Source organism: Nonomuraea montanisoli (assembly GCF_013363975.1).
GTDB lineage: Bacteria > Actinomycetota > Actinomycetes > Streptosporangiales > Streptosporangiaceae > Nonomuraea > Nonomuraea montanisoli.
Genome location: NZ_JABWGN010000006.1, coordinates 488,090 through 500,799, shown reverse-complemented (window position 1 = coordinate 500,799; position 12,710 = coordinate 488,090). Strand labels below are relative to the sequence as shown.

The window sequence follows — 12,710 nt, the reverse complement described above, 5'->3', positions numbered from 1 at the left end:
GTCGTCACGCCTGGCCGAGGCCCGCCGGCAGCAGGGTGCGCATCGCGTCCCGGACGGCGTCCAGGTCCACCGCCTCGGGCGCGACCCGCCACTGGGCGTGGACGCCGATGACGGCTCCCACCAGCAGCACCGTGAACGCCTCCGGTGTGGTCCCCGCGGGAAGCGCCTGGGCCGGTATCCGGGCCCGTACCGCCTGCCGCAGTGCCGCGTGCAGCCGCGCGTAGTGCTCGCGGATCGGCGAGTCCCCCTCCACCGCCTCGGCCAGCAGCGTGATGAACAGGCGCGTGACCGGCAGGCGGATGAAGCCCATGACCTGGTCGAGCGGATCGCCGGGGCGCTCACCGGCGGGCGCGGCGACGCCGGTCAGCACCCCCTGGACCTGCTCGTCGAGCACCGCCTCCAGCAGGCCGAGCTTGTTGCCGAAGTGCCAGGGGATGGAGCCGCGGCTGATGCCGGCCCGGTCGGCGATGTCGATGAAGCTCGTCTGCCGGTAGCCCTTCTCGGCGAAGAGCTCGGCGGCGGCCGTCACCAGCAGCCGGCGGCTCTCCTCGGTCCTCTGGATGCGTCGCGTGGCCATGGCGACCATCAAACCAGGTATGCCGGATGGCAGTGCGAATGCCGACCGCTATAGCCTGTGTTGGTCAACATAGAATGCGAGGAGGTTGTCATGCGGTGGGTGACCTACGCGACGGACACCGGGGACCGCGCCGGAGTGATCGGCGAGGACCGGATCCATCCCGTCGCGCCGGGCGTCAGCCTGATCGAGCTCATCGGCCGGGGCGCGCAGGAGCTGCGGGCGGCGGGGGAGGAGGCCCTGGCGTCCCGGGCGCCGGCGGTGCCGCTGGCCGAGGCCAGGCTGCGCGCGCCGATCCCGCGCCCGCCCTCGGTGCGCGACTGCCTGTGCTTCCTGGACCACATGCGCAACTGCCGGCAGGCCACCGGCCGGCCGCGCACGCTGGAGGACGCCTGGTACGAGATCCCGGCCTTCTACTTCGCCTGCCCCTCGACGGTCGTCGGCCCGTACGACGACGTGACGATCCCGCCCGGCTGCGCCTGGTTCGACTTCGAACTGGAGATCGCCGCGGTCATCGGACCGGGCGGCCGGGACCTCACGCCGGAACAGGCCGAGCGGCACATCATCGGCTACACCGTCTACAACGACTGGTCGGCGCGCGACCTGCAGCTGCGCGAGGCGCCGCTGGCGATCGGCCAGGCCAAGGGCAAGGACGGCGCGACCACGCTCGGCCCGTTCCTGGTCACCCCCGACGAACTGGAGCCCTATCGCCGCGACGGCAGGCTCGCCCTGCGGGTGGAGGCCACCGTCAACGGCAGGACCGTCGGCACGGGCCGCACCGACGCCATGGACTGGAGCTTCGGCGAGGTCGTCTCCTACGCCTCGCGCGGCGTGGACCTGGTGCCCGGCGACGTGTTCGGCTCGGGCACCGTGCCCGGCTGCTGCCTCGTCGAGCACCTGTCGCTCGCCGAGCCGGCCGCCTTCCCCGGCTGGCTGCGCGACGGCGACGTCGTGGAGCTGACCGTCGAAGGGCTGGGCGGCACGCGCCAGAGCGTCCGCGCGTCCGCCGCGCCGTACCGGCTGGCGCCCCGGCACAACCCCGACCGGCGGCCGGCGCGCCCGCGCGTCAACCGCGCCCCGTCGAAGCTGCCCTACACGCGCGGGCTGCACGAGGTCGGCGCGGGCGTGTGGGCCTGGCTGCTGCCCGACGGCGGGTACGGCTGGAGCAACGCCGGACTGGTCGCGGGACAGGGCGCCTCCCTGCTGGTGGACACCCTGTTCGACCTGCCGCTGACGGCCGAGATGCTCGACGCCATGCGCGTGGTCACCGACCGCCACCCGCTCACCCACGCCGTCATCACCCACTCCAACGGCGACCACACGCACGGCAACCAGCTCCTGGACGAGCGGGTCCGGGTCGTCGCGGCCGAGGCGACCTGCGCGGAGATGCGGCACGAGATGCCCCCGGAGATGCTGGCCGCCGCGCAGGTCATGGACATGGGGCCGGTGACGCCGTACTTCCGCGAGCGTTTCGGCGCCTTCGACTTCGGCGGCATCCGCCTGCGGCTGCCCGACCTGACCTACGACGGGGAGCTGACCCTGGACGTCGGCGGCCGCGAGGTGCGCGTGATGAACCTCGGCCCCGCCCACACCGGCGCCGACTCCGTCGTGCACGTGCCCGACGCGGGCGTGCTGTTCGCGGGCGACCTGCTGTTCGTCGGCTGCACGCCGATCGTGTGGAGCGGCCCGATCGCCAACTGGATCGCCGCCTGCGACGCGATGCTCGCCACCGGCGCCGAGACGATCGTCCCCGGCCACGGCCCGGTCACCGACCCCGACGGGATCCGCGCGGTGCGCGGCTACCTGGCCCACGTGGTGGAGCAGGCCGACGCCGCCCACGCCCGCGGCCTGTCCTTCGCCGAGGCGGTCCGGGCCGTGGACCTCGGCGAGTACGCCGGCTGGCTGGACTCCGAGCGGATCGTGGTCAACCTCCACCGCCGCTACCGCGAGCTCGACCCCATCGGCACACCCGACCCGGGACAGCTCGCGCTGATGGCCATGATGGCGGAAAGGGCGCTCTCGTGAGACTGCCGATCAGCGCGTTCACCGCTCATCCCTGGCGCGTCCACGCGTTCACGGACGACTTCGCGGTCGAGGACGTGTGGTCGTTCCGCACCCCCGGGGCCGGACCCGGCGACTTCCCGGCGATGCTCGCGGCGCTGCGCGAGCACGGCGGGCTCGCGAACCAGCCCCCGCCGGTGAAATTCCTGTTCGACCTCCGGTGGAAGCTCGGCGAGCTGTTCGGCTGGGACCACCCGTCGGCCGGCGTCGGCCGGCGGGTCTCCTCCCTGCGCGACCGCCTGCCCGCCGACCTCCGCGACGCCCCCCGCGGCCCGGACGACGCGAACATGCCCCTCAAGGCGGTCTACGAGCTCGACACGGAGGCCGTGCGCGAGCTGGCGAACAGGACCGTGCACACCCTGATGCACCTCGGCTGGGTCCAGGGGGCGGACGGCGACCACGAGCTGCGGATGGCCGTGCTCGTCAAGCCCAACGGCCGGTTCGGGCGGCTCTACATGGCCGCGATCGCCCCGTTCCGTCACCTCATCGTCTACCCGGACCTGACCCGGCGCTGGGAGCAAGCCTGGCGCCTGCGCCACCACCACGAAGAAGGGACGTCGTGATGAACTCCAGGAAGCGGCTGCTGCGCTGGGCGAGCGGGATCATGATCGCGCTGGGCGTCGGGCACCTGGTCATCCTGACGACGATCGACTGGCGGCACGTCAGCGGCTGGGCGGATCGGGGGATGTGGGCGGCCGTCCCGCTCGACCTCTCCGGCTCCGCCGTCAGGACGGCGGAGTCCCTGCAGAACACGGTCACCTTCTGGGCCGGTCTGGGGAGCTTCGCCGTACCCCTGGCCCTCCTGGGGGGCCTGATCTGGCGCCTGGCCGGGCGCGGGGTGGCCGTGCCCGCCTGGGTCGGCTGGGGCCTGGCGGTGTGGTGCGTGTTCGGCGGTGTCCTGCTGGTGCCGTCCCCGTACTTCGTCGGGACCCTCGCGGGGCTGCTCGTCGTCTTCGCGGCCCGGAAGACGGAGCGCGGCCCGGCTCCGTCGTGACCCGGGGCCGCCGTCGGCCGGAGCCGCGACAGGCCCGGCCTGCTCTACGCTGACTGCGACAAGGGCGACGGGAAAGGGGATGCCGCGTGCAGGCCGGTGCCGATGCTCCACGCGCTGCTTCGCTGGACGCCGTCCTTGAACGCATCACCTACGCCAACGAGGAGACCGGCTACACGATCGCCCGCGTGGCCACCGAGCGCACCGGCTCGGACCTGCTGACCGTGGTCGGCCCCCTGCTCGGCGCCCAGGTGGGGGAGTCGCTGCGGCTGAGCGGACGCTGGACCTCCCACCCCCGCTACGGCCGCCAGTTCGAGGTGTGGTCGTACACCACCGTGCTGCCCGCCACCGTGCAGGGGATCCGCCGCTACCTCGGCTCGGGCCTGATCAAGGGGATCGGCCCGAAGATGGCCGAGCGGATCGTCGACCACTTCGGCACGGACACGCTCGAGGTCATCGAGACCACGCCCGAACGCCTGGTGGAGGTGCCGGGCCTCGGCCCCAAGCGGACCAAGATGATCGCCGCCGCCTGGGAGGAACAGAAGATCATCAAAGAGGTGATGATCTTCCTGCAGGGCGTCGGCGTGTCCACCTCGATCGCCGTGCGCATCTTCAAGGAGTACGGCGAGCAGTCCATCACGGTCGTGCGCACCCGCCCGTACCAGCTCGCCGACGACGTGTGGGGCATCGGCTTCAAGACCGCGGACACCATCGCCCAGGCCGTCGGCATCCCGCACGACAGCCCCGAGCGCGTCAAGGCCGGCCTGCGCTACACCCTGTCGCAGGCCGCCGACGACGGCCACTGCTACCTGCCCGCCCCCAACCTGGTCGCCGACGCCGTCAAGATCCTGGACGTGCCCGCGGCGCTGGTCACCACCTGCCTGGAGGAGCTGGTCGCCGCCGAGGGCGTGGTGCGCGAGGAGATCCCGGCCGGCGACAACGTCGTGCCCGCCGTCTACCTGCCGCCCTTCCACCGGGCCGAGCTGTCGCTGGCGGGCGGCCTGCTGAGCCTGCTGCGCGGCGGCCACGACCGGCTCAGGGCGTTCGCCGACGTCGACTGGGAACGCGCCGAGACCTGGCTGGCCGAGCAGACCGGCGCCGAGCTGGCCCCCGAGCAGCGCCAGGCGGTGCGGCTGGCCCTGACCCACAAGGTCGCCGTGCTGACCGGCGGGCCCGGCTGCGGCAAGAGCTTCACCGTCCGCTCCATCGTCACCCTCGCCCGCGCCAAGCGGGCCCGGGTCATCCTGGCCGCCCCCACCGGCCGCGCCGCCAAGCGCCTGGCCGAGCTGACCGGCCACGAGGCCACCACCGTCCATCGGCTGCTGCAACTGCGCCCCGGCGGTGAGGCCACCTTCGACCGCGACAACCCGCTCGACGCCGACCTGGTCGTGGTGGACGAGGCGTCCATGCTCGACCTGCTGCTGGCCAACAAGCTGGTCAAGGCGGTCGCGCCGGGCGCCCACCTGCTGTTCGTGGGCGACGTCGACCAGCTTCCCTCGGTCGGCGCGGGCGAGGTGCTCAAGGACCTGCTGGCCGCCGACGACATCCCCCGCGTCCGCCTGACCCAGATCTTCCGCCAGGCCCAGGAGTCGGGCGTGGTCGTCAACGCCCACCGCGTCAACACCGGCCGCCACCCCGTGCTGGAGGGCATGAAGGACTTCTTCCTGTTCCCCTGCGAGGAGCCGGAGGAGATCGCCCAGCTCACCGTGGACGTCGTCGCCCGCCGCATCCCCCGCAAGTTCGGTCTCGACCCGCGCCGCGACGTGCAGGTGCTGGCCCCCATGCACCGCGGCGCCGCCGGCGCGGGCGCCCTCAACCTCGCCCTGCAGGAGGCGCTCACCCCGGCCCGCGAGGGCATGCCGGAACGCCGCTACGGCGGGCGCGTCTTCCGCGTCGGCGACAAGGTCACCCAGCTGCGCAACAACTACGACAAGGGCGCCGCCGGCGTCTTCAACGGCACCGTCGGCGTCGTCACCGACCTGCGTCCCGACGAGCACAGGCTCACCGTCCTGACCGACGAGGACGAGGAGGTCGAGTACGCCTTCGACGAGCTCGACGAGCTCGCCCACGCCTACGCCGTCTCGATCCACCGCTCGCAGGGCAGCGAGTACCCCGCCGTGGTGATCCCGCTGGCCACCAGCGCCTGGATGATGCTGCAGCGCAACCTGCTCTACACCGCCATCACCCGGGCCAAGCGGCTGGTGGTCATCGTCGGCTCGCGTCGCGCGCTGGCCCAGGCGGTGCGCACCAAGGGCGCCGGGCGGCGTCACACCAGCCTCACGCACCGCATCTCGCGCGGCTGACGCTCCTTTACCTCGGCTTGACCGTGCCCTGACCTGCGGTTGACCGCAATAAGTGATCTAAATGTGACCGAACTCTCCCAAATGAATCCGCGTCATACATGCATCGGCATTAAGGTTTTTTGGGTGCAGTTTTGACTGGCTGCCATGGGGGAGAGGACAGACTTGAACATCGCGTCTGGTTGGAAGAAGCCCACCGCGGGCATGGCGCTGCTCGCCGTAGCCGCCCTGACGGCTTCCTGCTCGAGCGGCAACGCCGCCACGGGCAACGCCGGCGCGCCCGACGCCACCACGTCCGCCACGCCGCAGCCGCCGACGATCACCATATCGCCTGCCGAGGGCAGCGCGAAGGTCAGCCCCGACAAGAGGATCGTCGTCACCGCGTCCGGCGGCGCGCTCGACGAGATCAGCGTCCAGGGCAAGGGCGACGACGACGAGATCACGGGCAGCTTCAACGCCGACAAGACCCGCTGGGTCTCCAAGGGCACGCTCAAGCCCTCCACCGGCTACACGGTCACCGCCAAGTCGGGCGTCACCACCGCCACCAGCGCCTTCACCACGGTCAAGCCCGAGCGGCCGCTGCAGGTCGCCGACGTCACCCCCAACGCCAAGGGCGAGACGATCGGCGTCGGCGCCCCCATCATCGTCACCTTCAACCAGCCGGTCACGCAGAAGGCCAACGTCGAGCGCGCGCTGAAGATCGAGGCGGAGAAGCCGGTCAAGGGCGCGTGGCGCTGGATCAACGACACCGTCGTCATCTACCGCACCGCCACCTACTGGCCGGCCCACCAGAAGGTCACCTTCACCGCCGACATCGAGGGCGTCAAGGCCGGCAAGGGCACCTACGGCGTCAAGGACTACACCGCCGACCTCGAGATCGGCGCGAAGGTCATCAGCAAGGTCAACACCCGCACCCACATGATGTACGTCTACAAGGACGGCAAGCGGGTCCAGACCATGCGCATCAGCGCCGGCAAGGGCGGCACCCGCGAGTACACCACCACCTCCGGCGTCCACCTCACCATGGAGCGCGGCAACCCCGTCCGCATGATCTCGCCGGGCCGCAAGAAGGGCGACCAGGGCTACTACGACGTCATGATCAACCACGCGGTGCGCATCTCCAACTCCGGCGAGTACGTCCACGCCAAGGACAACGTCTGGGCCCAGGGCCGCTCCAACGTCAGCCACGGCTGCGTCAACGCCCGCCCCGACCAGGCCAAGTGGTTCCACGACACGATGCAGCGCGGCGACGTGGTCGACATCACCGGCACCAACCGCGAGCTGGAGTGGAACAACGGCTGGGGCTTCTGGCAGATGCCGTTCTCCCAGTGGAAGAAGGGCAGCGCCCTGTAGCCCGAAGCGTCGAGGTCAGCGGCGCCCAGCCGGTCGGCGGCGCGTCCTCGGCGCGCCGGTGCGGTTGGCGAGGATGACCCCGGCGGCGATCAACGCGGTGCCGGCCGTCACGGCCACGGTCAGCCGCTCGCCGAGCAGGGGCATCGCGGCGGCCGCGGTGAGCACCGGGCTGAGGCTGCCGACGGTGGCGCAGCGCGACGTCCCGAGCCGCCGGACGGCGACGGCGTAGAGCAGGCCGGAGCAGACGCCGGTGCCGATCCCCTGGACGAGCGCGAAGACGAGGACGTCGCGCGGGGCGGCGTGCGCCAGGGCGCTGGGGAGCAGTCCCGTCGCCGCCAGGAGGGCCACGCCGGCGAAGGTCGGCGCGCACAGCAGGCCCATCGACGCCACCGGGTCCAGGTTCGTCTCGCGCAGGCCCGCCGTGTAGAGCGACCACAGTCCGCTCGCGAGCAGCAGCAGGCCAACCCCGGTCAGCGTCCGCTCGTCCACGCCCGCCACCTCGGGTGCGACCAGGGCCGCCGCCCCCAGGCTGATCAGCCCCAGCCCGACGGCCTGCACGCGCTTCGGCGACTGCCCGCCGCGCGCTCCGAGCAGCGCGGTGAAGAGGGGGATCATCCCGGGCACGAGCGCTCCGACGAACGCGGCGGAGGTCAGTGAGCCGCCGTAGGTCACCGCGAGGTAGAACGGGACGCCGCCGCCGAGGATGATCTTGATGGCCGGGCCGGGGCGCATGGCCGCGTACTGTCCGCGCCGCTTCCACAGCGCCGGCGCGAGCAGGACCACCGGCAGGCCGAACCGGATGAGCGCGGCGTCGGCCGGGCGCAGGGTGGAGGAGGCCAATGCCCGGTCGCTCAGCGCGAAGGCGCTCCACAGGCAGACCGTGGCGACCAGCGCCGCCGCGCCGAGCACGTCGAACCCGCGCCGCGGGGAACCGGCGCCGGACCCGGCCGCACCGGTGGGGACGGCGTCCCTCGCCGGCTCGTGGACGGCGGACAGCGGCGTCGGCATGGCATCTCCGGAAGCTCGGTGGGTGATGCTGCAACGCTATGCCGTTGACCTGGGCATATGATTGCTAACTCTGCCCCCTATGGCTGGTCTCGGGGCAGAATCTGCCAATCTGAGGCGTTGGGGGAGTGGCATGGACACGGTCGACCGGGCGATCATCAGCGAGCTGCAGCAGGACGGGCGGTTGACCAACCAGGACCTCGCCGACCGCGTGCGCCTGTCGCCGTCCCCCTGCCTGCGCCGGGTGCGGCGGCTGGAGGAGGCCGGGGTCATCCGCGGCTACACGGCTCTGGTGGACCAGAGCGCGTTCGGCCTGCCGGTGACGGCCTTCGTCCGCATCCGCCTGGAACGGCACACCACCGAGAGCGTGGGCGTCTTCGAGGACCACGTCCGGCGGATCGACCACATCCAGGACTGCTACCTCATGGCCGGAAGCACCGACTACCTGCTGCGCATCGTGGTCGAGGACCTCCAGGCATACGAGCGCCTGGTGCGCGGACCGCTGCACGCCATCCCCGGGATCGCCTCCATCGACACCGAGTTCGCGTTCGGCATCGTCAAGCAGTCCCGGGTCTTCCCCCAGCCCGCCGGCCACCGTCCCGGCCGCACCGCCTGACGCCCGGTAGCGGCGTTCGTCCATAGGCGGAACTCCTGGCAGCTCAGGAGCATCTAACCCGCCGTGATTCTGTTGACCGAGGCGGACCCCCAGAGGCTGGGCGGGTACTGGTTGGCCGGGCGGCTGGGGGCCGGCGGCCAGGGGGTCGTCTACGAGGCGTACGCGGAGGACGGCCGACGCGTCGCGATCAAGGTCCTGCACGGGGACCAGGCCGCCCAGCTCGCCAGAGAGGTGACGGCGGCGCAGCGGGTCGCGGCGTTCTGCACGGCGCCCGTCATCGAGGCCAGGCTGGACGGGCCGCGGCCGTACGTCGTCACCGAATACGTCGAGGGGCCGAACCTGCGCGAGGCGGTCACGGAAGGACGCCGGTTCGCCGGCGCCGACCTGCACCGCCTGGCCACGGCCGCGGCCACCGCGCTGACCGCGATCCACGACGCGGAGGTGATCCATCGCGACCTCAAGCCCGACAACGTGCTGCTCGGCCCCGACGGGCCGCGCGTCATCGACTTCGGCATCGCCCGTACCGCCGAGATGTCGCTGACCGCCACCGGCCTGGTCAACGGCACCCCCGGCTACATGGCCCCCGAGGTCTTCGGCGGGGAGCGGGCCGGGATGCCCGCCGACGTGTTCGCCTGGGGCTGCGTCATCCTCTACGCGGCCACCGGCCAGGACCCGTTCGCGGCGGACAACCTCGGCGGCGTCATGCACCGCGTCCTGTCCTCCCATCCCGATCTGGGAGTGCTCCCGGCGTCCCTGCGTGCGCTGGTCGGCGCGGCGCTCGCCAAGGACCCGCGGTCCAGGCCCACGGCCAGGCAGCTCCTGCTCGCGCTGGTCAGCGCCGATCCCCGGCTCGACACCGCGCGACTGCTGGCCCAGGGCGGCCAGGCGGCGGCCGGTGGCCTCGTCACGATCGACGACCCGGCGCTGGGGGCGCAGGCGGAACAGGCCTATGACCTGTTGTCGCCCGACGAGCGCGAGCTCGCCCCCGAGGTCTTCCTCCGCCTGGTGACGATCGACGAGCGGAACACGCTGTCGGCCCGCCGCGCCGCGCTGCCGGAGCTGCTGGAGGGCCGGCTCCCGCCCGAGGCCGCAGCCGTGAGCAGGATCATGCAGGTCTTCGGGTACCTGGTGTCCAGCGACGCCGGCGAGGTGTGGCTGTCGCGTCCGGCCCTGCCGCACGCCTGGCCGCGCTATCGCCGCTGGATCGACGCCAACCGCGACGGCCTGGCCGTCCACCGCGAGATCCTCGCCGCCGTACGCCGCTGGGAGGGCTCGGGACGCCGCGACGGCGACCTGTTCCAGGGCAGCAGCCTGGAGAACGCGGTGCAGTGGGCGGCCACCGCGCGCAGGAACATCACCCTGTCGCCCGGCGAGCGCGACTTCCTGGAGGCGAGCGCGGCCCTGACCCGCCGGCGGTCCCGGCGCACCCGCCTGTTCCTCGTCAGCCTCGCCGGCCTGCTGGTGGTCGCGGTCGTCGCGGGCGGCCTGGCGCTCCGGCAGACGCGGCTCGTGGCGGACCAGCGCGACCACGCCGAGGGAGGACGTCTGGCGCAGTTCGCCGACACCCTGCGACACACCGATCCCCGGGTGGCGATGCAGCTCAGCGTCGCGGCCTGGCGACTGGACCCGACTCCGCTGTCCAGGGCGGCGCTGACCGCGTCGGTGGCGCAGCGCGAGATCGGCGTGTTCAAGGATCCGGCGCTCGGCGCCGGCACCGCGCGGGCGCTGAGCCGGGACGGCAGGATCCTGGTCAGCGCCGGCGACAACACCGTCAGGCTCTGGGACGTACGCACGGGCAGGCGCGCCGGTGGGATCGCCGCGCTCGGGCTGAAGGGTGTGCCGATCGATCGGGTCGCGCTCTCGCCGACGGGCCGTGACGTGCTGGTCGTCACCGCCAGGGAGCTGAGCGTGTGGCGGCTGGGCACCGGCAGGCGGGTGGCGGCGTGGAAGGCCGGCGAGGCGTCGCTCGACGCGGCGTACGGGACGGTTGACCGCTACCTGGTCGTCACCGACGGCGAGAAGAGCGAGTACGTCTGGGATCTCGAACGCGGCACCCGCCGCAGGTTCGGCTACATCAGCTACGCCGGCGCGATGACACCCTCCGGCGACGCGCTCTACAGCTACGACATGACGACGCGGCGCCTCGAACGGCGGAGCCTGCCGGAGCTGACGGTGGAGAGCGGCCGCCCGCTGTCGGGCATGTGCGACTGCGCCCCCGCCCTGCGGGTCACACCGGACGGGACCGAGGTGCTGCTGCACGCCAAGGACGGGCTGCGTCGCCTGCCCGCCGCGCACGCCGGGTCGTTGTCCGAGCCGCTGTCCACCGACACGGCGAGATGGAACCGCGGGGAGCTGACGTTCAGCGCGGACGGCAGGCTGCTCGCGTCGGTCACCAGCGACCGGATCCAGGTGTGGCGGGCCTTCGACGAGCTCCTCACCACGCTGTCGCTGCCCTTCACGACGGACGAGGGCCCGCACGTCCAGGTCGCCTTCGACGGCGACACGACGATGCGCTACCTGAACGAGGACCGGGTCTTCACCGTGGACCTGAGCGATCTGGCGGTGCGGGCGCGCAAGGCGGCGTCATGGTCGGCGTCCACGCTCGGCCCAGGAGGGCGCCTCGTCATGGCCGTCACCGCGGACTCCTCGCACGTGTACCTGGGCGACCCGCGGGCCCGTCCGACGCCCCTGCTGAAGGTGACCGATCCGGAGGCGGTGCTGACCACGGCGTTCGGCGCCGGCGGCCGCCTGGCCGGGGCGGGAACCAGCCGGCGGATCGCGATCTTCGATGCCGCCGCGCGGCGCAGGCTGACCGAATGGCGCCCGGCGATCGACGGGCGGCGGATGCGGACCACCCTGCTCGCCTTCAGCCCGGACGGCGCCAAGGTGATCACGGCGCTGTCGGGCGAGAACGACGACGCGGCCACCACGCTGGCCCTGTGGGAGTGGAGGACCCACCGGCTGCTCTGGTCGGCCGCCGTCAGGGCCTCGAACGCGCGGTTCTCCCCCGACGGCAGGACGGTGGCGGTGACCGCGCCGCCGCCGTCGGCCCCGGCACCGGCGCTGGCGGCCAGCAGTGAGGAGCTGAGCCTGCTCGACGCCGCCTCCGGCAAGCCGCTCGGTGCGGCGTTCGGCAGCAACGGCCGGCAGAGCGGCGTCATCGGCGCCCAGTTCACCCTGGACGGCCGCGCCATCGCGGTGATGGACCAGAGCGGGCGCGTCACGAGCTACGACGTCGCCACCCGCGCCCGGCTCGGCCAGGAGGTCAGAGGCACGTTCGACGGACACGTCGGGGACAGGTCCCCGCGCGAGGACGTCGTGGCGTTGAGCACCGGGTCCGGCCGGATCCAGCTGTTCGATCTGACCGCCGGGGCCGGGCTGGGCACGGTACGGGACGGGGACCTGCGGGGCGTCGCCGCCCTGGCCTTCTCGGCCGACGGATCGAGCGTGCTGAGCGTCGACTCCACGGGCGCCCTGCATGAACGCCCGGTCGCGCCGGGCGCGATGACCTCCGCGATCTGCGCCAGGGCGGGACGGCCGCTGAGCGCCGCCGAATGGGAGCGGTACGTGACGGGCGTCCCGTACCAGCGTGTATGTCCTTGAGCCGGACGTGGCGCGTCGTCTGCCCCGGTGCTGTCAGGCGTCGCGCCGCTTCGCCGTCACGACGGCGATCCCGAGAAGCGCAAGGGCGAAGGCCGCGTAGCAGGCGAGGGCCCACCAGGGGGTGAGGGGTCATCGGGCAGTCGTGGGCCTCCACGCGGAGGAAATCGTCGTCGTGCACCCCGGAAGTTTCATAGGAGCGTTTCAGAC

General features: G+C 72.5%; 9 protein-coding genes. 7 read left to right on the top strand and 2 right to left on the bottom strand.

Features of this window, described 5'->3' with window-relative positions:
• Positions 1-4: 4 nt before the first annotated feature.
• Positions 5-577 (bottom strand): TetR/AcrR family transcriptional regulator, encoded by a 573-nt coding sequence (locus HTZ77_RS18015; RefSeq protein WP_175590738.1) that lies wholly within the window; start codon positions 575-577, stop codon positions 5-7.
• Between the two features lie 90 nt (positions 578-667).
• Here HTZ77_RS18015 and HTZ77_RS18010 point away from each other — a divergent pair, with 90 nt between their 5' ends.
• The 5 genes from HTZ77_RS18010 (at position 668) to HTZ77_RS17990 (ending at position 7,279) form a co-directional block, all read left to right on the top strand.
• On the top strand, positions 668-2,599 hold the full coding sequence (locus tag HTZ77_RS18010; protein WP_175590737.1) for a fumarylacetoacetate hydrolase family protein: 1,932 nt from the start codon (positions 668-670) through the stop codon (positions 2,597-2,599).
• Positions 2,596-3,198 (top strand): DUF2867 domain-containing protein, encoded by a 603-nt coding sequence (locus HTZ77_RS18005; protein ID WP_175590736.1) that lies wholly within the window; start codon positions 2,596-2,598, stop codon positions 3,196-3,198. Before HTZ77_RS18010 ends, HTZ77_RS18005 begins: the two co-directional genes overlap by 4 nt.
• Entirely contained in the window at positions 3,198-3,629 is a 432-nt protein-coding gene (locus HTZ77_RS18000; protein ID WP_175590735.1) for a DUF6463 family protein, read from the top strand. The genes HTZ77_RS18005 and HTZ77_RS18000 overlap by 1 nt, the downstream gene beginning before the upstream one ends.
• 86 nt (positions 3,630-3,715) lie before the next feature.
• On the top strand, positions 3,716-5,929 hold the full coding sequence (recD2, locus tag HTZ77_RS17995; RefSeq protein ID WP_175590734.1) for an SF1B family DNA helicase RecD2: 2,214 nt from the start codon (positions 3,716-3,718) through the stop codon (positions 5,927-5,929).
• 162 nt (positions 5,930-6,091) lie between these two features.
• Positions 6,092-7,279, top strand: coding sequence for a L,D-transpeptidase (locus HTZ77_RS17990; protein WP_175590733.1), 1,188 nt, complete (start codon positions 6,092-6,094; stop codon positions 7,277-7,279).
• A gap of 15 nt (positions 7,280-7,294) precedes the next feature.
• Here HTZ77_RS17990 and HTZ77_RS17985 read toward each other — a convergent pair whose 3' ends face one another.
• On the bottom strand, positions 7,295-8,287 hold the full coding sequence (locus HTZ77_RS17985) for a DMT family transporter (RefSeq protein ID WP_175590732.1): 993 nt from the start codon (positions 8,285-8,287) through the stop codon (positions 7,295-7,297).
• Positions 8,288-8,417: 130 nt separating this feature from the next.
• On the opposite strand from HTZ77_RS17985, the gene HTZ77_RS17980 reads away from it, so the two are divergent.
• A complete protein-coding gene (locus HTZ77_RS17980) occupies positions 8,418-8,900 on the top strand; it encodes an Lrp/AsnC family transcriptional regulator (protein WP_175590731.1) in 483 nt (160 codons plus the stop codon).
• Positions 8,901-8,963: 63 nt separating this feature from the next.
• Complete coding sequence (locus HTZ77_RS17975) at positions 8,964-12,503, top strand: WD40 repeat domain-containing serine/threonine protein kinase (RefSeq protein WP_175590730.1); 3,540 nt, start codon at positions 8,964-8,966, stop codon at positions 12,501-12,503.
• Positions 12,504-12,710 lie beyond the last annotated feature (207 nt).

Coding starts and splice junctions, on each gene's coding strand:
- HTZ77_RS17985 (WP_175590732.1), bottom strand. CDS start 8,287: ATGCCGACGCCGCTGTCCGCCGTCCACGAGCCGGCGAGGGACGCCGTC.
- HTZ77_RS18015 (WP_175590738.1), bottom strand. CDS start 577: ATGGCCACGCGACGCATCCAGAGGACCGAGGAGAGCCGCCGGCTGCTG.
- HTZ77_RS17980 (WP_175590731.1), top strand. CDS start 8,418: ATGGACACGGTCGACCGGGCGATCATCAGCGAGCTGCAGCAGGACGGG.
- HTZ77_RS18010 (WP_175590737.1), top strand. CDS start 668: ATGCGGTGGGTGACCTACGCGACGGACACCGGGGACCGCGCCGGAGTG.
- HTZ77_RS18000 (WP_175590735.1), top strand. CDS start 3,198: ATGAACTCCAGGAAGCGGCTGCTGCGCTGGGCGAGCGGGATCATGATC.